Genomic DNA, 23,755 nt, shown 5'->3' with positions numbered 1-23,755 from the left:
CGGAAAGCGGCTGAACCGGCCGCATCGAGAACGTCAGGGCGACATTTTCATTTCGGGAGGGCGGCATCATGGCGGACACCACGTTTTACATCAAGCAACACAAGGAAATGTTCGAGGCGGTCGTCGGGTGGGAGAAGGAAAACCGCTACTCCGTCATCGACGGGCGGCAACGCACGCTGGCCAGCGCCATCGAGACGAGCAGCTGGGTGGCGCGGATGTTCCTCAAGGGGCTGCGGCCCTTCGAGATGACGGTCTCGGGACCGAACGGCGAGCCGCTGATGTTCCTCAAGAGGGAGTTCTCGTTCATCCTGCACCGGTTGGAAGTCCGCGACGAGAACAATCGGCCGCTCGGCGCCATCCAGCGCAATTTCACGTTTTTCAACCGCGAGTACGTGATCGAGGATGCGGCGCACCGCCCCCTGCTTCAGATTTCCGGGCCGATCTGGCGGCCCTGGACGTTCAATATCCTGCAAAACGGCGTACAGAAAGGCACGATCTCGAAGAAATGGTCCGGCTTCCTGCGGGAATCGTTCACCGATGCGGACAACTTCTCCGTCACCTGCCCCGAGCAGTGGGACGGAAACCTCAGGAAGCTGTTGATCGCAGCCACCCTCCTGATCGACTTCATCCACTTCGAAAATTAATATTCCACGCCGTTTATAATCAACGACTCCAGGGCGGCGTTTCCTTCGTCATCGACCTTGACCCTGACGCGGGCCTTGTCCATGTGCTGCCGGAGAGCCCGGTCGACGTCGCCCCTCCGGGCTTCGGGGATCGAATACTCTTCGATGCCGTAACTGATGCCCCGCCAGCCCGTTCTCCGGCCTTTCAGGAAGATACGACCCCGTTCGAGATGTCGCGGCGGGGACGTCATCAGCGACACCGGCACCCAGAGGCCGTCGTCCCCCTCTTCGACGACCGCGTAGACGGTCTGCCCGTCCCGCAGGTCAACGCCGCGCGAAGAAAAGCGCTCGGGACGGCAGACGGAGTAACTGAGCGTCACGAAATACCCCTTCATGATGCTGTACGGATCGACCGGCTCGACGGCAAGCTCGATCGTCCGGCCGATGACGAGCGATCTGATCTGCTGCATCGGCACCATGACGAGGATCAGAACCTGCAGGGCGACGGCGGCCGCGAAGGCCTTTTCGAGTTTTCCGAACGTCATCCCGTCACCCCTTTCGACCGGAGATACGCCTCATACTTGATTCCCGCATAGATGGTCCCGACGCCGCAGGCGAGAAACGCGGCGGATTTCTGCATCAGCGATGTGTCGAACTCGAAGAACCGGGCCACGATGATCAGGAACACCAGGATGGCCCCGCTCCAGAACGAGGAACGGTTCGCCTCGTTCATTCCCTTGAGAAGACAGACTCCCGCCCACCCGAGGCAGGCGAGGTTTCCGAGAATCGGCGAGATGACCGGCTGGGAAACGATCAACGCGAGACACATCGCCCCGATCGATCCCCCCAGAAGCATGAGCTGGGTCCGTTCATCCGGCGTCGCTGGCTTGCGCGACAGGCTTCGGCGCATCGCCCACGCCCCGGCAGCCGCCGCGGCGACCATCGGGATCAGCCAGAGGAATACCCCACACGCTCCGACGTGTTTCCACGGATTCATGAAGGACATGACGACGCCGACAATGCTGACCAGGGCCCAGCCCAGGGCCTGGGCGACCGGCCCCATCGCCGCCGTCCTGGCAACCGTCTCGAACAGGCGCCCGGCGGCAACGGCGGACCAGCCCGCGGCAATCATCGTCATTCCCAGGGGGAGCGGGGATTGATGATGCGGCCCATGCGTTCCCGCCATCGACATGGCGATGAAATACGCCACGATCGTTCCGCCCAGAAGGCGTGTCGACGGGATGGCGACGGCCAGGGAGCCGAAGAGGCCGGCGACGAGAACGGGGAAGGAGGCCACCAGCAGGTCCGTCTCGGCCTGGCCGTGATGCGCATGGATGAAGCCCAGATACCAGGTCACGGAGAGGACCAGGGCAAGCAGGGCCGAGCTCGCGCCGCGGATCGCCCACGCCATGACGAGCGTTCCGACGGCCCAGGCTCCGAAGCCTCGATACGTATCGCCCTGAATATTGAATATCTGGGCCAGCAGCCCGATATTGGCGCCGAAGACGAGGCACCCCGCGAAGATCAGCGACCGGCCGAGCCGTTCTTGATCGCGTTTTTGCCAGAGCCAGAAGCCGGCTCCGTGAAAGCCGAGCAGGGCGGCGAACAGCATGATCACCTTCAGGAATTTCGGCAGTTCCTCCCAGTTCGCTGCGACGAACGCCATGACGCCGCCGCCCAGCAGAAGCCCGCCAAACGCCATGATCGTTCGGGAAAACAGCTCCGCGGACTCTCCTTCCAACTCCCTGAGCTCATACATGAGCTCGAGTTTCCTGGCCTGCTGCGGCTCGACGACGCCGCGCCGAACCCAGATGGGCAGTTCACGGGCAAGTTCTGATCGGAACTTCGAACCGGTATTCAGGTGTTCATCCATGTTTTCATCCTGTGTGTTTCCATCGCTCCCGAGTTCATCATCACGACCCGCCTTCGCGGTCAGGGTCGTGGAGTTCGGCTGTCAGTGCCCACGAGAGGGCGATGCGAGCCGTCCAGGTCAGGGCGGCGCAGACCTCCGCGGTCCTGTCGACCTTTTCGATTTCCTGGCTGCGCAGGGTGACGTGGCGCTGGAACGCCCTGAAAAGCTGGTCCGCCGATGCCGCCGAGTCCCGGACGATTTTTTGAATATCTTCAGGTATTGAAGGATCGACCAGGATGTCTTCGGGGTATTTCAGTTCGCGCGGGTCGATCGCGACGGCAACCTTCCCGTCCTTCGATCGGCCCCAGACAGCGACGAGTTCGACGGCCTTCGCGAACATGTACCGCATGCCGCGATGAACGAGTCCGTGATCGACCCCTTGTTCGCCGGAACAGCGGATGATGACGAGGGTCAGGGAACGGGCCGCCCCGTCGAGCATCGCGCGGAGCCTGTCGGCCGTCCGCAGCGCCGGTTCCGGAAGGATGCCGACGGCGACGGCGGCGGCGATCATCGCGTTCTGCATTTCTTCCATGGCTTCCCCTTCTTCCCCTCGGAATTTCATATCCCGATCATTTGTATCACAGTTTCATCGTCCGCTCATCCTACAGCAGTATTATAGCTTTCATTTTATTATCATGGCGCAATACGCTGCCCGCGAGCCCCGACACCTCTTCATCGCCTGTATGAGCAGATTCGCGGCCGTTTGCACCGGCCTTCCGGGATGAGGTAGACTGGTCTTGGAGCTGCCCGCCATCCTTTTTTCATCCAATCATGGAGGTATTATGGCGCGACTGCTGATCGTATCGAACAGACTTCCCGTGACGGTCCGTCACGAGCACGCCCAGATTACAGTGTCCCCATCCGCCGGCGGCCTGGCCACGGCTATGAAGGGGCCGCACCGGAACTCCGACGCCCTCTGGATCGGCTGGCCCGGGGAGCTCGGCCGCATCACGGACGAGCAGACGAAACTGATCGAACAGGAGCTTGAGAAGCTGCGTCTGGTGCCCGTGTATCTCACATCGAATCAGGTGAAGCGCTTTTACGAAGGGTTTTCGAACGGTGTTCTGTGGCCGCTGTATCATTACGACACCGAGAAAGTTCAGCGCGATGCCTGGGCGAACTGGAACACCTTCATCGAGGTCAACCGGTTGTTCGCGGAGAAGGCGGCCGCGAGCGCCTCCCCCGGAGACCTGGTCTGGGTCCACGACTACCAGTTGTCCCTCATGCCGGCCATGCTCCGCCGAATCAGGCCGGATGTCACGATCGGTTTTTTCCTTCACATCCCCTTCCCGTCCTCGGAGGTTTTTCGCATTCTGCCCTGGCGGAACGAGATTCTCGAGGGCATGCTCGGCGCGGACCTGATCGGATTCCATACGTTCTCCTATCTCCGCCATTTTCGCCAGACGGTCACGAGCGTGTTGCGGCTGGCCACGCGCGGGGAATCCATCACGATCGGCGACCGCGAAGCCAGGCTCGGCGTTTTTCCCATCGGTATCGACGCTCCTTATTTCACGGGCCTCGCCGAGGATCCCGAGATTCGCAAGGAAACGGCCCGCCTGCTCGAAGAAGCCGGCGGGCGGCGCATTCTTCTGGGGGTCGACCGTCTCGATTACACGAAAGGGCTGCCAAGACGACTTCTGGCCGTCGAGCGATTTCTCGAACGGAATCCCGAGTGGCGGGACAGGATCAGGTTTCTCCAGCTCACGGTTCCATCACGTTCCCAGGTCGAGTCGTATGCCAGGCTCCGCAAGGAGCTCGATGAAATAGCTGGTCGAATAAATGCCGCGCACGGCACGTTCGGATCGCTCCCGGTCCATTATCTCGTCAAAAGTGTGGACGACAGGGCCCTGGCGGCGCTGTATTCGGCGGCCGAGGTGATGCTCGTCACGCCGCTCCGAGACGGCATGAATCTCGTGGCGAAGGAATATGTCGCGATGCGGTCGAACGCGGACGGCGTCCTGATTCTCAGCGAGTTCGCCGGCGCCGCGGCTGAAATGGCCGAAGCGCTGATCGTGAACCCGTTCGACGTCGATCAGCTTGCCCAATACATCAAACGAGCCCTGACGATGCCGAAAAGCGAGATTCAGCGCCGCATGAAACGTCTGCGTCAGCGAGTGATCGGGTATGACGCCTTCGCCTGGGCCGAGGATTTCATCGCAGGGTTGAAAGAGGCGGCCTCCTCATCGGTCCCGGCGCGCCCCCGCCTGTCGCCTCCTGGCGACATCGACATGCTGGCGGAGCGTCTGAAGTCCCTGCCTTCCCTCACAATTCTCCTGGACTACGACGGCACCCTCGTCCCGTTCTCCGACGACCCCGAAGCGGCGACCCCGGACGAGGAACTGATCGCCCTCTTGAAGCGGCTCGCCCGCAGGCCTGAGACGCTCGTCCATATCGTCAGCGGCCGAGCCCGCGAGCAACTCGCCGAGTGGTTCGGCAGTCTCCCGATCATCCTCCATGCCGAGCACGGACTCTGGACGCACCCTGATCCGGTGACCGGCTGGAAGTCTCGCGTTCCTCCCGAAGAGCCGATCCGCGACCTGTTGCGGCCGCTCTTCAGGCGATTCACGCGAAGCACCCCCGGAAGCCGGCTCGAGGAAAAAAGCGCCGGTTTCTGCTGGCACTTTCGCGCGGCAGAGCAGGAGTTCGGCCTGGAGCAAGCCGGCCGCCTCGCCGAAGCGATCGAACGACTGCTCGCCGCCAACGGTCTCGAGGACCGATGCGAGGTTCTTCGAGGAGCGTTCGTCGTCGAGACCCGGCCGGCCGGCATCAACAAAGGCATCGCCGTGAAAGAACTGATAGATAACAGTACCATCGACAATAGAATGCTCGTCATGGGCGACGACCGGACGGACGAGGACATGTTCATGGCTCTTCCGCCCGAAGCGACAGCCATTCACATCGGCCCCTCCCACAGCGTGGCGAACTGGCGGATTCCCGATCCCGAAGCAGCCCGCGCCTTTCTGCGCAAGCTGATCGAGTAATCCAAGAAGGGAAACGGCATCATGAGCGAAGGACCACTCTGGTACAAGGATTCCATCTTCTACGAACTCCACGTCCGGGGATTTTCGGACGGCAACGGGGACGGCATCGGCGACTTCACCGGTCTGACGTCAAAGCTGCCCTACATCCGGGACCTCGGCGTCGACTGCATCTGGCTGCTGCCGTTCTATCCTTCTCCGCTCCGCGACGACGGGTATGACATCGCCGATTTCAAGGCCGTCCACCGAGAGTACGGGACGCTCGACGATTTCCGCCGGTTCCTCGACGAGGCTCATTCGATGGGGCTGCGGGTTCTGGCCGATCTGGTCATGAACCATACCTCCGACCAGCACGCATGGTTCCGCCAGGCGCGCCAGGATCGCGCTTCCCCCTACCGCGACTGGTATGTCTGGAGCGACACGCCCGATATCTATAAAGATGTTCGTATTATATTCAAAGATACTGAAACTTCGAACTGGACTTGGGACCCGGTCGCAAAGCAGTATTACTGGCACCGGTTCTTCAGCCACCAGCCCGACCTGAACTACGACAACCCCGCCGTCCGCGACGCGATGCTCGACGTCGTCGCTTTCTGGATGCACCTCGGCCTCGACGGTTTCCGTGTCGACGCCGTCCCCTACCTGTTCGAGCGAGAAGGCACGAACTGCGAAAATCTCCCCGAAACGCACGCGTTCTGCAAGGAACTGCGCCGCTTCGTCGACGCCCAGTGGCCGAACCGGCTTCTGCTCGCCGAGGCGAACCAGTGGCCGCAGGACCTCGTCCCCTACTTCGGCAACGGCAGCGACGAGTTCCAGATGGCATTCCACTTTCCGCTGATGCCTCGCATGTTCATGGGGTTGCGGCGCGAGGAAAAAAAACCGATCGAGGAGATTCTCCAGCAGCTTCCCCAGCTTCCGGAGCAGTGCCAGTGGGCAATCTTTCTCCGGAATCACGACGAACTGACGCTCGAAATGGTCTCCGACGCCGAGCGGGACTATATGTACAAGGAATATGCCACCGACCCGCGCATGCGGCTCAACCTCGGTATCAGGCGCCGGCTCGCCCCCCTGCTCGACAACGGCAGGCGGCAGATGGAGCTTCTCTACGGGCTCCTGCTGTCCCTCCCCGGCTCTCCGGTCATCTACTACGGCGACGAACTGGGCATGGGCGACAACATCTATCTTGGCGACCGAAACGGAGTGCGCACCCCGATGCAGTGGACGATGGACCGCAATGCCGGGTTCTCCCAGGCTGACGCGGCGCGGCTGTATGCGCCCGTCATCGTCGATCCGGTTTACAGTTACCATCACCTGAACGTCGAGGCCCAGAACCGCGTTCCGACGTCGCTCCTCAACTGGCTCCGGCGTCTCATCCGTATCCGCGCCAGGCACAGGCTGTTCGGCCGCGGAACGCTTCGACTGCTTCCGAACTCGAATTCCCGGGTCCTTACCTTCCTGCGTGAACTGGGCCAGCAAAAGATGCTGATCGTCGCGAACCTATCGCGATTCGCCCAGCCGTGCGAGATGCAACTGGCCGAGTTCGACGGCTGGACGCCGCGCGAACCGTTCGGCAACGTGACCTTCCCGAAGATCGGCGCCCTGCCCTACTTCCTGACGCTCGGGCCGCACACGTTCTTCTGGTTCGAGCTGCTCCCGCCCGACACATCCGTTCCCAGATGAGCAACGAAGGAATTCTCGTCGGTTTCCTGATCCTCGCCTCCGGAATTCTCTCGCTCGAACTGGGCATCTCGGTCTCGGTCATGGAGATCCTCGCCGGCGTCGTCGCCGGAACGTTCGCGGGACTTCGCAGCTCCGACTGGCTCGAGCATACGGCGGCGTTCGGCCTGCTGGGCATCATGTTCTTCGCCGGCTTCGAGACGGATCTTGCGATGCTTCGACGCAACTGGCGCTCGAGCCTGACGATCGGCCTCACCTCGTTCTTCACGCCGGCCATCCTCGTCGGCGGAGCCTCCGCTCTTCTTCTCGGAATGTCCCTCGAGGCAGCCGCCCTCACGGGGATCGGTCTTTCGACGACGTCGCTCGCACTGGTGTATGGCGAGCTCAAACAGAAGGGACTGTTGAAAGAAGAACGGGGCCAGACGCTGCTCGGCGCAGCGATGATCGTCGACGTGATCAGCATGATCTCGCTTGCCGTCTTGTTCGAGGGCGTTACGGTCGTTTCTCTCGGAGTTCTTGCGCTGGTCCTGCTCTGGCTCACCCGTCTGCCCCACCTCTGCCGATGGCTGTTCGTCCGATATTCCGGCAACGAGATCGAACTGAAAACGCGCTTCGTGCTCCTTCTTCTGCTCAGCCTGGTGATCGCCTCGAAGCAGGCCAGCGTTCACGTTTCGATCCTGGCGTTCTCGGCAGGCATGATGCTGAATGACGTGCTCGCCGAGCACGGGGAGCTCCAGCTCAAGCTCCAGTCGATCGTTTTCGGCCTGGTCGCCCCCATCTTTTTCTTCAAGGCGGGGCTGTCAGTGCGCCTGATCAACCTCCACACCGGCCTCGCCCCGACGCTGGCAGTCCTGGGCCTGGCCTCGTTCGGCGGGAAGATCGCCGGCACCTGGCTCGCGGCGAGGAAGTATCTGCCGGCCCCGGAAGCGAAACGCGCCGCCGTGCTGTTCAACTACCAGCTCAGCTTCGGTATCGTCACGGCCTCGTTCGGGCTCGAAACGGGCATCATCAACGCCTCCGAATATCTCTCGATGCTCGTCGTGATCATTTCAAGCTCGTTTTTCACCTCGCTCATGGCCCGCACGCAAGCAGACACGCTATCCGCCGGCTCCCAAACCCGCCCCCCCGCCGCCCTCTGGGAATAGATCCAAGGGCTTGCCCCTGAAGCCGGAACGGGGTAATCTCGTGACACCTCGCGGCGGGCAGGAACCGCCGCCGACTCCATCACGAGAGGCATCGACACCCATGAGCCAGCGCGTCATCCAGGTCGAGGAGCGGCTGCCGCTTCTCCAGACCCTTCCCCTCAGCCTTCAGCACCTGTTCGCCATGTTCGGCGCCACGGTGCTCGTCCCGTTCCTGTTCAAAGTGAACCCGGCGACGTCCCTGCTGATGAACGGCATCGGGACGCTCGTCTACCTCATCGTCTCACGCGGCCGCATTCCGGCGTATCTCGGCTCGAGCTTCGCCTTCATCGCTCCGACCTTCGCCATCATGGCCGATCCGCAGCTGGGCGGCTACGCGGCGGCCCAGGGAGGCTTTATAGCATTTGGAATATTTTTCATCGCCGTTTCCCAGCTCGTCCGGGTCGCCGGCATCGCCTGGATCGACGTCGTGTTTCCCCCGGCGGCGATGGGCGCCATCGTCGCGGTCATCGGCCTCGAACTGGCCCCGGTCGCGGCGCAAATGGCCGGTCTGAGCGGCGCGATCGCCGAGGGCAGCCTGTTTACCGCCGGCCAGGCGATAACGGTCTCGCTCGCGACGCTGGCCGTGATCGTCCTCTCGTCGGTTCTCCTGCGTGGATTTCTGGCCGTCATCCCGGTCCTGATCGGCACGGTGGCGGGCTACGCGGTGTCGCTGGCGATGGGCATCGTCGATCTGCAGGCGATTTCCCAGGCCGCCTGGTTCGAGCCGCCGCACCTGTACACCCCCGTGTTCAACGCGACCGCGATCATGGTGATGGCGCCGGCCTTCCTCGTCGTGCTGGCCGAGCACATCGGCCATCTGGTCGTCACCGGCAACATCGTCGGCCGTGACCTGGTGAAGGACCCCGGTCTCGACCGTTCCCTGCTCGGCGACGGCATCTCGAACGTGCTGTCCGGCATCGCAGGGGCGACGCCGAACACGACCTACGGCGAGAACATCGGCGTCATGGCGATCACGCGCGTCTACAGCGTCTGGGTCATCGGCGGTGCGGCCGTCATCGCGGTGCTGATCTCGTTCTGCGGCAAGCTCGCGGCGATGATCCGGAGCATCCCGACCCCCGTCATGGGCGGCGTCTGCCTGCTGCTGTTCGGCGTCATCGCGGCCGCAGGCATCCGCATGCTGATCGAAAAGCGCGTCGATTACACCCAGTCGCGCAACCTCATCCTGACCGCGCTCGTCCTGATCACCGGCGTCAGCGGCGCCGCGATCAAGCTCGGCACGATCGAACTCAAGGGCATGGCGCTGGGCACCGTCGTCTCGGTCGTCATCAGCCTCGGCTTCGCCGCGTTCCGAAAACTCGGCCTGATGCAGGAAATTGCACCGGCCGTCCTGGAAGTCGACCCGCAGCCGTCGGATGCCACCGCCGCTCCTCCCCCTCCCATGGTTCATTGACGTTTTTTCATGTAACATTCCGCAGAACCATTTCGTTTGTTACAATGAAGCCGTATTCGATCACGTCGTAACGGAGGAATCAACATGAAAAGCCGATATGGAATCCGACGCAGTCTGGCATTCCTCGTTCTCTTCCTCGTTTTTGCGGCGGGCATCAGCGCCCGCGCGATCGAAGAATCAGATGGGTTCGTGCCAAATACGGGCACCGAACAAACGAACCAGCAGACCTCGACGGTCACGACGGCTGATTCCAGCGAATCGGCCGCACAGTCAGCCTCGACGGACCAGTCGAATCAGTCCGTTTCGAGCGGATTCGATGAGGGGTTCGACAAAATTCTCCAGTCGATCAGCAATTTCTTCACGACCCTCGCCGACTTGTTCAAGGCGTTTTTCGATGCGTTCGGCGGCCAGACCAGCCAGGCCCCCGCGCGTGAAACGACCGGCTCGACGGGAACAACTCCCGCAACCTCGACGGGAACATCACGGGCACGCCCGACGACACAGGTCTCATCCCAGTTTTCTGCGTCGCCGACGACGCAGAACGCTGTCTCGCAGCGGATCAGCGACATGGCTGCAACGTATGCCAGCCGGTATACGACGGCCGGTTCGTTCCGGTATTCCCCCGGTACCGAAAACGGCAATCTCGGCTGTGCGGACGTCGTCTCTCAGTGCCTGCGGGATGCCGGCGTCGGCATCGGCCGGATCCTCAACGTGGACGGCGTGAAAAGCGCACTCACGGCTCTGCCGGCTCCCAACAACTGGCGGATCGTTCGGCCCCCGCCCTACGAGCCAGGCGACGTCGTGGTTTGGGGCGTTCCCCCGGGCGGCCGCCACAAGCATATCGGCATCGTCACCCGCAACGGCAACTCGCTGATGGCGATGAATAACTCCTCGTCGAGACGACATCCGGTGTTGAGCGGCATCGAATATCGCTCCGTCGAGTGTGTCATCCGCAAGGCCTGATCGAAGACACTTCAAGCGTCAGAAGGATCGACCGCCGCACCAGACAGGGTGCGGCGGTTTTCCTTGCATCCGGTTCCGGATGAAACCCGCAAGCGTGTCGGGCAGCCGGGCGCTTGACCCACTCGGTGTTTCGTCTCCCAACCGTCCACCGATTCCTGGCGACGTGAAATCGGCCATAATTATTGAATTTGATATAATAGACATGGTTGTCGTATGCTGGAGCGTATCCCACACGTTTGATCGTTTTTCATTCAGCGTGATAGATTTAGAACGCACTCCAACATACCTATGAGAGCCATGAGAACCGTCATCTGCATTGCGATCATCCTCTCGACGACCGTTTTCGGCCTGTCGTCGCCCGTTTCTGCGCAGGTCGGGAGCTCGTCGTTCTTCGCATCCGGCACCGTCCTTCTCACAGATGAAGAGCAGGCATGGCTGAAGGCCCGGAGCGGTGTCATCCGGTTTGCCCCCGACCCGGCCTTCCCCCCTCTCGAGTGGTTCGACGAGCAGGGTGGGTATCGCGGATTCGTCGCAGACTGTTTCCGACTCATCGAAACCCGCCTCGGGGCGCGATTCGAGATCGTCAGATGCGCCACCTGGGATGAGGTACTCCAGAAGGCGAAACGCCGGGAGGTCGACGGCATCACGGCGGCCCAGATCACGCCAGGGCGTCAGGCGTATCTTTCCTTCACGAGGCCGCTCGCCGACATTCCCAACGTCATCATCACCCGCCACGATCAGCAGGGCGTGCTCGAGTTCGGCCTCATGAAGGAGATGAGCATCGCGATAACCAGCGGAAATGCGCTCCATGAGTATCTCCGAACCGGCTTTCCCGAACTGAGGCTGGTTCCGTATCCTGACGATCTCTCCTGCCTTCATGCGGTTTCCTTCGGCAGGGCAGATGCGACGGTCATCAACGTTGCCATCGCCGCCTGGTTGATAGAAAAACACGGGATTGTGAACCTGCGCGTCGCCGGCGACTCCGGCAAGAAGAACCAACTCGCCATCGCCTGCAGGAACGACGAGCCGCTCATGCTCACGATCATGGAAAAGGGCCTTTCCTCCCTGACGGATCAGGAGCGGCAGGAGATCTTCGGCAGATGGATCAGACTCGAAGACGGCGCGGGGGTTTCGCGCGAGTATTTCTGGCGGATTCTCGGATATGCGGCCATGTTGCTGACGGCCGTCCTGACCGCCTTTTTCGTCTGGAACCGCGCCCTGCAGGCCCAAGTGGCCCTCCGGACCGACGAACTCCAGGCCGAGCTTACCGCCAAGCGCGAGATCGAAAAGGCCCTGAGAGACGAGAAGGAGCGTCTCGCCGTCACGCTCGCCAGCATCGGAGAAGGCGTCATCACCACCGATACCGTCGGCCGCGTGACGATGATGAACCGCATCGCCATGGAGCTGACCGGGTGGAGCCTGGCTGAAGCAGCCGGCCGGCCGCTCATCGAGATTCTGCCGATCACCTCCGACGCCTCCCCCGGGCGTCAGGCGGCCGGCATGGTCGATCGTAACGGAACCAGGCGTCGCATCGCCAGCACGAAGGCGCCGATCCTGAACGGCAGCGGCGTGCAGATCGGCATCATCATCGTCTTTCAGGACGTCACGGTCCGGGAGGAGATGGAACGAGAACTCCAACGGCATCAGAAACTCGAGTCGCTTGGCATTCTGGCCGGCGGCATCGCTCATGATTTCAATAATATCCTTACCGGTATTCTCGGACACGTCTCGCTCGCGAAAGCGGAAATCCCCAAAGGACAGAAGGCGTCCACCTATCTGGCCGAGGCGGAAAGCTCTATCGCCACCGCACGGGGTCTGACTCGGCAACTCCTGACCTTCGCCCGGGGCGGGACTCCCCAGAAGCGGGTCCAGTCGATCCGCAATCTTCTCGAGGATTCGGCGCGGCTCGTCATGTCAGGCAGTCCGATCAGGCTTCACCTGGATATTTCCGACGATCTGCGGCTCCTGGAAGTCGACGAGGGGCAACTCGGCCAGGCAATCCAGAATCTGGTCATCAACGCCCGGCAGTCGATGTCGGCTACCGGCACCATCAGATTATCGGCGGTCAATATCGACGTGTCGGGCGACGGCATGAAGGTCGACGGACATTCCCGCCCGAACGGGAGCAATCGCCTTCCTCCGGGGAAGTATGTCGAAATCCGCGTATCGGATGAAGGAAACGGCATCGCGCCTGACGTCCTTCCGCACCTGTTCGACCCGTTTTTCACGACCAAGCCTACGGGCCACGGTCTCGGTCTGTCGACCGTCTACTCGATCGTCGAGCAGCACGGAGGCCATATCACCGTCGAATCGACCCTGGGCGCCGGAGCGACATTCCGGGTGTATCTGCCGGCAACGGACGCGCAAAAGGCGGACACCTCCGAGCCCTCTTCCGTCCAATGCGGCGACGGCGGAAAAATTCTGGTCATGGATGACGAACCGTCCATTCTCTCGGTCATGGAGGGGATCCTGCGGCGCCTTGGATACGAATGCGTCTGCGTCTCCAATGGGGACGAAGCCGTCATCGAATACCGGAAAGCCGTAGCCGGCGGGGCGCCGTTCTGCCTCGCGATCCTCGACCTGACGATCAGGGGCGGCATGGGCGGGCTGGATACGGCCGAGAAGTTGCACGAACTCGACCCCGGGCTCAGGATCATGGTTGCCTCGGGATATTCGAGTGACCCCGTCATGGCCGATCATACGGCCTACGGCTTCTGCTATGCCCTGAGCAAACCGTTCACGCTGTCCGACGTCGAGAAAGCCCTCGCCGCCATTTTCGGCGACGGTTCGTCGAGGAAGGCCGCATGAAGGACCGCCTTACGCCCGCGGCTCTCCGGCTTCACGCCTCGGCGCCGGCCGGCAAGATCGAAATCGTCCCGTCGAAGCCCTGCGCCGACGGGAAGGATCTCAGCCTCGCCTACACGCCGGGCGTTGCGGCACCCTGCCTCGCGATCCGCAACGATCCCGAGGCCGCGTGGCGGTATACGGGCCGAGGCAACCTGGTCGGCGTCATTACGAACGGAACCGCCGTGCTCGGCCTCGGAAACATCGGCGCGCTCGCCGGCAAGCCCGTGATGGAGGGGAAAGCCCTTCTGTTCAAGCGATTTGCAGGCATCGACGCCGTCGATCTCGAGCTCGACACGGCCGATCCCGCGGTGTTCTGCGACGCCGTTTCCCTGATGGAGCCGAGTTTCGGGGGCATCAACCTCGAAGACATCAAGGCGCCGGAGTGTTTCGAGATCGAGGAGCGCCTGAGGGCCGCGATGGGGATTCCCGTCTTTCACGACGACCAGCACGGAACGGCGGTCGTGGTGGCCGCAGCTCTCCTGAACGCCCTGCATCTCACAGGCCGGCACCCCGCCGAGGCCCGCGTCACGATCAGCGGCGCCGGCGCGGCCGGCATCGCCGTCGCCCGCCACCTGCTCGAGATCGGCGTCCGACGGAGGAATATCATTCTTTGCGACATACATGGTATCGTATATAAGGGCCGCAGGGAGGGCATGCATCGCTGGCTCGCCCCTCTGGCGTCTTCGCGGCCGGCGGGGACGCTGGCCGACGCTCTGGAAGGCGCCGACGTGTTCATCGGCGTTTCGGCTCCCCGCATCGTGACTCCCGAGATGCTCGGGAAGATGCGTCCCGATCCGATCGTCTTCGCGCTCGCGAACCCGGTGCCCGAGATCGAATACGAGGCGGCACGCGAGGCGAGGCCGGACGCCGTCATCGCCACGGGCCGCAGCGACCTGCCGAACCAGGTGAACAACCTGCTCGGCTTTCCGTTTCTTTTCCGGGGCGCGCTCGACGTGCGCGCTTCGACGATCGACGATGCGATGAAGCTCGCCGCGAGCGAGGCGCTGGCGGCCCTCGCACGTCGCCCCGTTCCGTCCGCGGTCCTGAAAGCATACGGGGTGAAACGACTTGCGTTCGGCCGGGAGTATCTCCTCCCGAAGCCCTTCGATCCTCGTCTTCTGGAGACCGTCTCGCCGGCCGTCGCGATCGCCGCGATGGAGAGCGGCGTAGCGCGGATCCCGATCGCCGATATCGACGCCTACCGCCGCCGTCTCCGCTCCACCGCCCGCCGTCTCGCGGCCAGATTCGCGGCATGAACCGCCGGGACACATTTCGCTGTCGTTCCGGTTGACGCCAGCCGATGGAAAAGGTATAATCCAAATCAATTTGGTCTATACCAATAGAGGGATCAGATGTTCGGCGAGTTCGCGATAGACAAGGGCCGGGATCTGCCGGCATACCGCCAGCTGATAGAAAGAATCAGGCAGCTCATCAGGGAAAGGAAGCTCCTGGCGGGCGACAGACTGCCGCCCGAGCGCGAACTCGCCAGACATCTTGACCTCGCCCGGGGCACCGTCAAGAAGGCCTACGAGGAACTCGCCCGCGAGCGGCTTCTCACGATCACCCAGGGCCGGGGCACCTTCGTCGCAGACCAGGCCGATCCTGCGGCGCCCCCCCGACAGGGAAAAGCCCAGATGCTGGTTCAGCACTTCGTCGACGAGCTCGAGGCCCTGCGGTACACCCCGGAGGAAATCAGCCATCTGCTCGAGACGGAGCTGGAGCGCCGGACGAAGCTCCGGGCGACGTTTCCGATCGCGGCCGTCGACTGCAATCCCGAAGCCCTGTCGATCTTCGAACAGCAACTCGGCCGGTTCGCCCACCTGAAGCTCAGAACGTTCCTCCTGGAAGACCTTCGCCGGGCCGGGGATGCGTCGGCCCGCCTCGAGCCGTTCGCCCTGATCATCACGACCACGACGCACGCGGAAGAACTCGTCGATCTCGCTCCGGCCGTCGCCGACCGTCTCCTTCCCGTCGCTGTCTCGCCGAGCCCGGAAACCCTCATGGCCCTGGCCGGCCTCGCCGCCGCGGGGAAGATCGCGGTGATCTGCCGCAGCAGCCGGTTTCACGAGATCATCCGGATCCACCTCAGGCGCATCGGCATCCCTCCGGAACGCGTTTCGGCGATGCTCGACGTCCAGCCGGGCGCCCTTCTCCGGCTCGCTGGTACCGTCCAGGCAATCATTCTCCCTCCCGGCCACGCATTCCCGCTTTCCAGCCAGGTTTCGAAAACCCTGAACGAGTTCACCCGGCGCGGCGGCAAGCTCGTCCGATTCGAATACCAGATCGATCGCGGCTCTCTCCTCCATATCGAGGAAAAGACCGCCGCCCTGCTCCAGCGCTCCGCCGCATAAATCCAGGAGGTCCATCATGCAGCCCATCCCGGTCGTTCTCGGCGTCATCGGCTTCGACTGCCACTCCGTCGGCAACAAGATCCTCGACGCGTTCTTCACGCAGGCGGGATTCAAGGTCACGAATCTCGGCGTCATGGTCAGCCAGGAAGAGTTCATCAGCGCGGCGATCGAGACCGGTGCGAAGGCGATCCTCGTTAGTTCTCTCTACGGACACGGCGAGATCGACTGCGCCGGCCTTCGGGACAAGTGCATCGAAAAAGGACTGGACCACATCAAACTGTATGTGGGCGGCAACCTGGTCGTCGGGAAAACCCCCTTCGACACGGTCGAAAAGAAGTTCATCGCCATGGGCTACGATCGGGTGTTTCCGCCCGATATCGACCTCGAACAGGCCACCAGGCTGATCCGCGAGGACATCGAACGGTCGGGCCACATCGGCTGTTCCGAGGGCGGCCACGGGTGACGGCGCTTTGTTTTATACGTTATATAATATTTAACATCAAAGGATAACCAGGCCAGGCAACGCCGATCCGGCACCTTCTCTCCCGCTTCGCCGGGTCGCAACGCTCCCGCGGCTTGCCATCTTCTTCCATGCCAGGCACCGACAACAGGGTTCTGACGATCGACATCGGGTCGACGTATACCAAGGGCGCGCTGATCGACCGTTCCGGCCGCGCCATCCTCGCGCGCGCCTCGACGCCAACGACCGTCGATCACCTGCCGCGCGGCGTCGCCCACGTCCTGCATGGCCTGCTGCCGGACAGAGTCGCCGCCGGGCTCGACGATCTCGACGGGGTGACGCTCGATCTCCCGGCGCACCTGTCCTGTTCGGCGAAGGGAGGCCTGAAAGTGGCGGCGGTCGGTCTCGTGCCCGAGCTGACCCTCAGCGTCGCCCGGCAGGCGGTCTGTTCGGCCGGCGGCAAGGTCTCGGGGGCCTACGCGTTCGAACTCACGCCTGACGACGTCGAACGCATTAGGAGCGACGGGCCGGACATCATCCTGCTCGCAGGCGGCACGGACGGCGGAAACGCCGCATACGCCCTGAAAAACGCTCGGCGTCTCGCCGAAGCCGGTCTCGAAGCGACCGTTCTGTTCGCGGGAAACCGCACGGTCGCGCCGGAGCTTCCGGCGATGTTCCCCGAGGGGCGCCTGATCGTCACCGAGAATCTGATGCCCGAGTTCGGCCAGCTGAACATCGAGCCGGCGCGCATGCGCATCCGCGATCTGTTCCTTCGCCGGCTGATCGAGGGGAAAGGCCTGCGGCGCGTCATCGACGCGTTCGGCGCCGAACCGAAACCGACGCCGCGCGCCGTTCTCGAGCTGGTGGAGCGCCTCGCCGCCGTTTTCCCGGACTGGGCCGATACACTTTTGATCGACATGGGCGGCGCCACGACCGACGTGTATACGAACAGCGAACCGACCGCCTCCGACGGGAGCGTCATCCTTCGCGGACTGCCGGAGCCGGCCGTCAAGCGCACCGTCGAGGGCGACCTCGGCATGCGGGTCAGCGCACGCTCCGTCCTCGCCTCCGGAGGCCCGGTTCTCGAGACGCTTCGCGTCGAGGCCGGCATGGAGGCTTCCGAGCTCGAAACGTGGGCCGACGACGTCTCCGAAACCCCCAGCCGGCTGCCGGTGACATCCCGGCAGGCGGCTCTCGACCGCATCCTCGCAGCCGTCTGCGTCTCCCTTTCGATCGCCCGGCACGCAGGGACCGTCGAGGAAAGCTGGACGCCCGGCGGAAAAGTGTTTCTGCAGCGCGGCAAGGATCTTCGCCGCGTCCGCACCATCATCGGCTCGGGCGGATATCTAGCATCGTCGGACGATGCGTCGCTGTATCTCGACGCGATCGCAGCCGCATCCCCTCCCGCCCCCGACGGAAGAATGCCGCTGCTTCCGGAGGCGCCACGCATCGTGCGGGACCGGGACGGACTTCTTCCCTTGCTCGGCAACCTCGCTTCACCGTATCCTGAACTCGCCGCGGCGCTTGCCGGCCAGTCGCTGGTTCCGGTCTCCACCGGCCGTTCACGACACGCCATCACCCAGACTTCACAAGGAGCCTGACCCGGTATGAACCCTCTCACCTGGAACGATTTTCTCTCGATCCGCGACGCCGTCCTCGCCACCTGGCCGACGGGCAAAGGCCTCAGCCTCGACGAGGCGCTAGCGTATCAGAAAGCCCTTCCGCCCGGCCGCAACTTCGCCCTGGCGATGAAGAGGGCGAACGAGCAGGGCAGAACCCTCCTGCAGCCGCGCGCCGGCGTTGCGCTCGTCAACGAGCACATCAAACTCCTTCAGTATCTCGAGACGGAAGGCGAGGCGGACCTGCTTCCGACAACGATCGACGCATACACCCGCCAGAACCGGTATCAGGAGGCGGCCAACGGGATCGAGAAGTCGCTCCAGGCCGGAACCTCCCTGCTCAACGGGTTTCCGGCCGTCAATCACGGTCTCGCCGGCTGCCGGCAGGTGGTCGAGGCGGTCAAATCCCCCGTTCAGGTCCGGCACGGAACCCCCGACGCGCGGCTTCTCGCCGAGATCACGCTCGCGGCCGGCTTCACGAGCTATGAAGGCGGCGGCATTTCCTATAACATCCCCTATGCAAAGAAAGTTCCTCTGCAGAAGAGCATCGACGACTGGAAATACGTCGACCGGCTCGTCGGCTGGTATGAGGAGAACGGCGTCAGCATCAATCGCGAGCCGTTCGGCCCCCTGACGGGCACCCTCGTGCCCCCCTTCGTCAGCCACGTCGTCGCCATCGTCGAAGGCCTGCTGGCGCTCGGGCAGGGCGTCCGGTCCCTGACGCTGGGCTACGGCCAGGGCGGCAACTTCATCCAGGACGTCGCGGCCATGCTTTCGCTTCGGGAACTGGCCGACGAGTATTTCAGAAAGGCCGGCTTCTCCGGCTACGACCTGACGACCGTGTTTCACCAGTGGATGGGCGGCTTCCCCGAGGACGAGTCGAAGGCGTTCTCGGTCATCTGCTGGGGCTCGACCGTCGCGGCCCTGTCTGGCGCGACGAAGGTGATCGTGAAAACCCCGCACGAGGCGCGCGGCATTCCCACGAAGGAGGCGAATGCCGCCGGGCTGAAGGCGACGCGCCAGGTCGTGAACATGCTGGCGGATCAGCGCGCCGTGATGAGCCCTCGGCTTCAGGAAGAAATCGAGATCATCAAAAAGGAAGTGCGTACGGTGATGGATGCCGTCGAGAGGCTCGGGAACGGGGATATCGAAGCCGGCATCATCGCGGCGTTCGCGGCGGGCGTGATGGACGTGCCGTTCGCCCCCGCGACCTGCAATCATGGCAAGATTCTGCCGATCCGGGACAACGAAGGGTGCATCCGACTGTTCCAGCGCGGCAACGTGCCGATGACGGACGACGTCTGGGCGTTCCACCAGGAACGTCTCCACCAGCGCGCAAGCGCCGAGAAGCGCGCCCTCTGCTTCCAGATGGTTACGGACGACATCTACGCGGTCAGCAAGGGAAAACTCGTCGGAAGGCCCCGATGAACCGGGGAGGGCCCCGGATCATCGGGGAAGTTCGAAGAGTGACGTTTGAAACGGTGTCGCGTTTTCAGGATTTCATCTGCGGCATCTGCGGCATCTGCGGATGATCTCCTTGAAGCGGGAAACATACGGTGTTGGTTATCAATAGGAGACAATATATATGAAGATCAGACGGGCGATGTTTGCGAAGGGGGTTTCGTCGTTTTTCTTCGACGATCAGCGGGCGATCAAGAAGGGCGCGACGCACGACGGTTTCGTCTACAGGGGCGAGCCGGTCACGCCGGGGTTCCGCAGCATCCGCGTCGCGGGTGAGGCGATCTCGGTGATGCTCGAACTCGAGGACGGACAGATCGCCCTCGGCGACTGCTGCGCGGTCCAGTATTCCGGCGCCGGCGGCCGCGACCCGCTCTTCCTCGCCGACACGTATCTGCCGTTCCTCGAAAAGAACGTCCGCCCCCTGCTCGAGGGCCTCGAAATCGCGAAATTCCGGGACCTCGTCGGCCGCTTCATGACGCTCGAGTTCGAAGGGAGGAAGCTGCACACGGCGCTTCGTTACGGGCTTTCCCAGGCGCTGCTCGACGCCCGCGCGAAGGCGACGCACCGGTTGATGGCGGAGGTCGTCTGCGACGAGTACGGCCTGCCCGTCGTCGCCGAGCGGGTTCCCGTGTTCGCCCAGACGGGCGACAACCGCTATGAAAACGCCGACAAGATGATCCTCAAGCGCGTCGAGGCCCTTCCCCACGGGCTGATCAACAACATCGACGAGAAGCTGGGCCGCGACGGTTCGAAACTGCGCGAGTATATCCGCTGGCTCGTGAAACGCATCCGCGAACTGAGGGTCGATCCGTCGTACGCGCCTGCATTACATATCGATGTATATGGTACTATCGGACAAGCGTTCGGCGGCGACCTGACGAAGGTCTCCGAATATCTCGCCTCCCTGGAGCCGGATGCCGGCGGTCTGCCCCTGTATATCGAGGGCCCCGTCGACGTCGAGCACCGCGAGCGCCAGATCGAGGCCCTGGCGACGATCTGCGGCCAGCTGAAAACAAAGGGTTCGAAGGTGCGCGTCGTCGCGGACGAATGGTGCAACACGTTCGAGGACGTCCGCGACTTCGCGGACGCGGGCGCCGGCCATATGCTCCAGATCAAGACCCCCGACCTGGGCGGCGTCCAGGACATCGTCGAAAGCGTCCTCTACTGCAAACAGAAGGGCGTCGAAGCCTACCAGGGCGGCACATGCAACGAAACCGACGTCTCGGCGCGCTGCTGCGTGCATCTCGCCGTGGCCGCCAGGGCTGACCGGATGCTGGCCAAGCCGGGCATGGGGTTCGACGAGGGGTTCAATATCGTCAACAATGAAATGGAACGCACGCTCGCAATCCTGCGCAGCCGGAATTGACAAACCGTTTCAGCACAGAGAATACAATGAACACAGAGCTTTCACAGAGAATTTTCAGAGATCCTTCCCGTGGTATTTTTGCTGTGGTTTCTCCGTGTTCTTCGTGTCCTTTGTGATTCAGGTCGTCTCAGGAAGGGAATGATGAAGATATGAGCAGGGAATTCAGGGTGTTGTCGCCCACGGCGATTCTGGGCTACGGGTTTCCCGAAGCCTCGTTCAAACGGGGAATGGCGCGCAAACCGCATCTGATCGGAGTCGACGCCGGCTCGACCGATCCCGGCCCCTACTATCTGGGTGCGGGCAAGTCTTTCACCAATCGCGCGTTCGTGAAGCGCGACCTGACGTACATGATCACGGCGGGCGTCGCCGAGAACATCCCGGTCGTGATCGGATCGGCAGGCGGATCGGGCGCGAAGCCGCACCTCGACTGGTGCCACGAGATCATCCGCGAGATCGCGCAGGAGAACGGCCTTACCTTCAGGCTGGCCGTCATCCCGGCTGACATCGAGAAGAAGACGGTCCTCGAAGCCCTGTCGCAGGGCCGCGTCAAGCCGCTCTCGTTCGTTCCCGAGGCAACCGCGAAGGACGTCGAGGAGTCGGTGCACATCGTCGCGCAGATGGGCTGCGAGCCGATCGTCAAGGCCCTCGAGATGGGCGCCCAGGTCGTCCTGGCCGGCCGCTGCTACGATCCGGCCTGTTTCGCCGCCGTGCCGATCACACAGGGATTCGACAAGGGCCTGGCGATGCACATGGGGAAGATTCTCGAATGCGGGGCGATCGCCGCTACGCCGGGTTCGGGCGCCGACTGCGTGCTCGGCACGCTGACCGACGACTCGTTCATCCTCGAACCGCTCAGCGACAAGCGGGTCTTCACGCCGATGTCCGCCGCCGCCCACACCCTTTACGAAAAGTCGGATCCGTATCATCTTCCCGGCCCGGGCGGCGCCATCGATCTGACCGCCACCTCGTTCACCGAACTGCCGGGCGGCCGCGTCGAGGTGAAGGGCAGCCGCTACGAGAAGACGAAAGGCTATTTTCTGAAACTGGAGGGCGTCCGGAAGATCGGCTACCGCACCGTCAGCATCGCCGGAACCCGCGACCCGATCATGATCTCGAAGATCGACGAGATTCTGCCGCAGGTCGAGGCCCAGGTGCGGAGCATGATGAAAAACCCGTCTCCGAACGACCGGCTTCTGTTCCACGTCTACGGCAAGAACGGCGTCATGGGCGCGATGGAGCCGCTCGCGGACGCCGTTTCCCACGAACTGTGCATCATCATCGAGGCGCTGTGCGCTACCCAGGAGGCGGCCGACACGCTGTGTTCGGTGACCCGCTCGACGCTGCTCCATTACGGATACGAAGGGCGCATCGCGACGGCGGGCAATCTCGCTTTCCCCTTCTCCCCATCCGACGTTCCGATGGGCGCGGCCTACACTTTCTCGCTGTATCACCTGATCGAGGTCGACGATCCGTGCATGTTCCCGATCTATATCGAATCATATATGAACGGCGAGGTGCGACAATGAGCAAGACGACGAAAAAGCGGCTGCAGGCCGCCGGCACGGCGAAGAGGTATCGCATCACCGACGTCGCCCGGGTCATCCGGTCGAAGAACTCGGGTCCCTACGAACTGACCCTCGACATCATCTTCCGCTCCCGCGACGAATACGACATGTGCAAGGCGAAGGCCGTCGTGAACCCTGCGCTGATCTCAAAGCTGTACAAGATTCCCGAGTCGGACATCCTCTGCATCATCTGGTTCGAGCCGGCGCATGCGGTGAAGATCACGATCAAGCGCTGGATCGCCTCAGGCGATCCGGGCGAGACCGACATCTACGGGGCGCAGCAGCACGCGCCCCTGCTGGGGATCGAATTCGACGCATGAGCATTCCGTTCACCTTCAACACCCACACGTTCGAGACGCTGATCTATTCGACCTACTATGCGCCTCGCGGCCGCCAGCGGCTCTACATGCTCGGCGCCGAACTGGGCCAGCGGTATCTGTTTCCCTCGGACCTGCTGGTGGGCATCATCGGCTCCGAAGGCTCGGGAAAATCGACGCTGATCCGCGGCCTTTTCCCGGGCCTGGAGCTGACGAACGACGACGAGGGCGTCAACCTGCGTCCCACGCCGATCTACGACTTCGCGCCCGACAACTTCTTCGCGCCCCACACGTACCATCTCGACATCCGGTATGAGCTCGCGTTCCACCAGACCTTCGAGATCGCCGAGGCGATCCGCGAGGCGCTGGCGTATGGCCGCCGCGTCGTGGTCGAGCATTTCGACCTGATCTACGATGCGCTCAACCTGAACGCACATATCATCTTCGGGATCGGCGAAGAGGTGATCATTGCGCGGCCGTCGGTATTCGGGCCGTTTCCGGCGGCGATCAAGTCGGTGGTCGACCGAACCCTCAAGTTCCGCCTCATGGCCCATTCGGCCGAGGACATCACGACCTCGATCATGGAGCGGGACTACAACTACCGGCGTCCGGTCCTGCACTCGGACGTGAAGCACGGCTTCGTCATCAAGTTTTCCGAGAAGCCGACGGTCGATATCTGCGAACTCGAGCAGAAGGTTCTGGAAGTCATCGCAAGCGACGTTCCCGTTTCCCAGGTCGGTGAGAATCGCATCAGAATAGGCAGGACAGACCTGTTCTGCACCGGAACGCGAACGCACGTGAAATCGACCGGGCAGATCGACAATTTCAGACTCGTACACGAGTACAAATATAATCCTCTGAGCAAGGACTGGATGTTGATCGGCATCGTCGGCCGCCGCGAGATTGCGGGCATCGAGGAATTGAGCTATTTCGGCGACGAGTCCTCCGACCCGAAGGCCCCCACCCTCCCCCCCGCCCCGGCGGGCCCCGACCACAACGAGTAGGGGCGCATCGCGACGCT

18 protein-coding genes and 1 pseudogene are annotated in these 23,755 nt (G+C 62.8%); 16 read left to right on the top strand and 3 right to left on the bottom strand.

Annotated elements, in window-relative coordinates:
• Positions 1-68: 68 nt before the first annotated feature.
• Positions 69-644 carry a phospholipid scramblase-related protein gene (locus tag PLU72_15445; protein HOT29568.1) on the top strand — a complete coding sequence of 192 codons (576 nt, stop codon included), beginning with the start codon at positions 69-71 and terminating at the stop codon, positions 642-644.
• Here the strand turns inward: PLU72_15445 and PLU72_15440 are convergent.
• The 3 genes from PLU72_15440 to PLU72_15430 are packed head-to-tail and all read right to left on the bottom strand — an operon-like array spanning position 641 to position 3,067.
• The gene (locus PLU72_15440) at positions 641-1,168 is read right to left on the bottom strand and encodes a GDYXXLXY domain-containing protein (GenBank protein HOT29567.1); all 528 of its coding nucleotides are present in this window, start codon (positions 1,166-1,168) and stop codon (positions 641-643) included. The genes PLU72_15445 and PLU72_15440 overlap by 4 nt on opposite strands.
• The gene (locus PLU72_15435; GenBank protein HOT29566.1) at positions 1,165-2,496 is read right to left on the bottom strand and encodes a DUF2157 domain-containing protein; all 1,332 of its coding nucleotides are present in this window, start codon (positions 2,494-2,496) and stop codon (positions 1,165-1,167) included. Before PLU72_15435 ends, PLU72_15440 begins: the two co-directional genes overlap by 4 nt.
• Positions 2,497-2,536: 40 nt before the next feature.
• Positions 2,537-3,067: a hypothetical protein gene (locus tag PLU72_15430; GenBank protein HOT29565.1), complete on the bottom strand. Its 531-nt coding sequence runs from the start codon at positions 3,065-3,067 to the stop codon at positions 2,537-2,539.
• A 250-nt stretch (positions 3,068-3,317) separates the two neighbouring features.
• Between PLU72_15430 and PLU72_15425 the strand changes: the two genes are divergently transcribed.
• The 15 genes and pseudogenes from PLU72_15425 to PLU72_15355 all read left to right on the top strand — a co-directional run bounded on the left by PLU72_15425 (position 3,318) and on the right by PLU72_15355 (position 23,738).
• The gene (locus PLU72_15425) at positions 3,318-5,516 is read left to right on the top strand and encodes a bifunctional alpha,alpha-trehalose-phosphate synthase (UDP-forming)/trehalose-phosphatase (GenBank protein HOT29564.1); all 2,199 of its coding nucleotides are present in this window, start codon (positions 3,318-3,320) and stop codon (positions 5,514-5,516) included.
• Positions 5,517-5,537: 21 nt separating this feature from the next.
• Positions 5,538-7,193, top strand: a complete 1,656-nt coding sequence (gene treS / locus PLU72_15420; protein HOT29563.1) for a maltose alpha-D-glucosyltransferase — start codon at positions 5,538-5,540, stop codon at positions 7,191-7,193.
• Positions 7,190-8,335, top strand: coding sequence for a cation:proton antiporter (locus PLU72_15415; protein HOT29562.1), 1,146 nt, complete (start codon positions 7,190-7,192; stop codon positions 8,333-8,335). Before treS ends, PLU72_15415 begins: the two co-directional genes overlap by 4 nt.
• Positions 8,336-8,435: 100 nt before the next feature.
• Complete coding sequence (gene uraA / locus PLU72_15410) at positions 8,436-9,785, top strand: uracil permease (GenBank protein HOT29561.1); 1,350 nt, start codon at positions 8,436-8,438, stop codon at positions 9,783-9,785.
• Positions 9,786-9,869: 84 nt separating this feature from the next.
• The gene (locus PLU72_15405) at positions 9,870-10,748 is read left to right on the top strand and encodes a hypothetical protein (protein ID HOT29560.1); all 879 of its coding nucleotides are present in this window, start codon (positions 9,870-9,872) and stop codon (positions 10,746-10,748) included.
• Positions 10,749-11,045: 297 nt separating this feature from the next.
• On the top strand, positions 11,046-13,556 hold the full coding sequence (locus PLU72_15400; GenBank protein ID HOT29559.1) for a transporter substrate-binding domain-containing protein: 2,511 nt from the start codon (positions 11,046-11,048) through the stop codon (positions 13,554-13,556).
• Positions 13,553-14,800: pseudogene (locus tag PLU72_15395) on the top strand (malic enzyme-like NAD(P)-binding protein). The gene PLU72_15400 and the pseudogene PLU72_15395 overlap by 4 nt, the downstream one beginning before the upstream one ends.
• Positions 14,801-14,947: 147 nt before the next feature.
• Complete coding sequence (locus PLU72_15390) at positions 14,948-15,946, top strand: GntR family transcriptional regulator (GenBank protein HOT29558.1); 999 nt, start codon at positions 14,948-14,950, stop codon at positions 15,944-15,946.
• Positions 15,947-15,962: 16 nt separating this feature from the next.
• Positions 15,963-16,409 carry a methylaspartate mutase subunit S gene (glmS, locus tag PLU72_15385; protein ID HOT29557.1) on the top strand — a complete coding sequence of 149 codons (447 nt, stop codon included), beginning with the start codon at positions 15,963-15,965 and terminating at the stop codon, positions 16,407-16,409.
• Positions 16,410-16,537: 128 nt separating this feature from the next.
• Positions 16,538-18,007 (top strand): glutamate mutase L, encoded by a 1,470-nt coding sequence (locus PLU72_15380; protein HOT29556.1) that lies wholly within the window; start codon positions 16,538-16,540, stop codon positions 18,005-18,007.
• 6 nt (positions 18,008-18,013) lie between these two features.
• On the top strand, positions 18,014-19,453 hold the full coding sequence (locus PLU72_15375; protein HOT29555.1) for a methylaspartate mutase subunit E: 1,440 nt from the start codon (positions 18,014-18,016) through the stop codon (positions 19,451-19,453).
• Between the two features lie 157 nt (positions 19,454-19,610).
• Positions 19,611-20,852: a methylaspartate ammonia-lyase gene (locus tag PLU72_15370; protein ID HOT29554.1), complete on the top strand. Its 1,242-nt coding sequence runs from the start codon at positions 19,611-19,613 to the stop codon at positions 20,850-20,852.
• A 149-nt stretch (positions 20,853-21,001) separates the two neighbouring features.
• Entirely contained in the window at positions 21,002-22,378 is a 1,377-nt protein-coding gene (locus tag PLU72_15365; protein HOT29553.1) for an acyclic terpene utilization AtuA family protein, read from the top strand.
• Entirely contained in the window at positions 22,375-22,737 is a 363-nt protein-coding gene (locus PLU72_15360) for a DUF4387 domain-containing protein (protein ID HOT29552.1), read from the top strand. The genes PLU72_15365 and PLU72_15360 overlap by 4 nt, the downstream gene beginning before the upstream one ends.
• The gene (locus PLU72_15355) at positions 22,734-23,738 is read left to right on the top strand and encodes an alanine-tRNA synthetase second additional domain-containing protein (GenBank protein HOT29551.1); all 1,005 of its coding nucleotides are present in this window, start codon (positions 22,734-22,736) and stop codon (positions 23,736-23,738) included. The genes PLU72_15360 and PLU72_15355 overlap by 4 nt, the downstream gene beginning before the upstream one ends.
• The last annotated feature ends 17 nt before the right edge of the window (positions 23,739-23,755 follow it).

Source organism: Candidatus Ozemobacteraceae bacterium (assembly GCA_035373905.1).
GTDB lineage: Bacteria > Muiribacteriota > Ozemobacteria > Ozemobacterales > Ozemobacteraceae > MWAR01.
The sequence above is the reverse complement of the archived record's forward strand: the minus strand, read 5'-3'. Positions and strand labels throughout refer to the sequence as shown.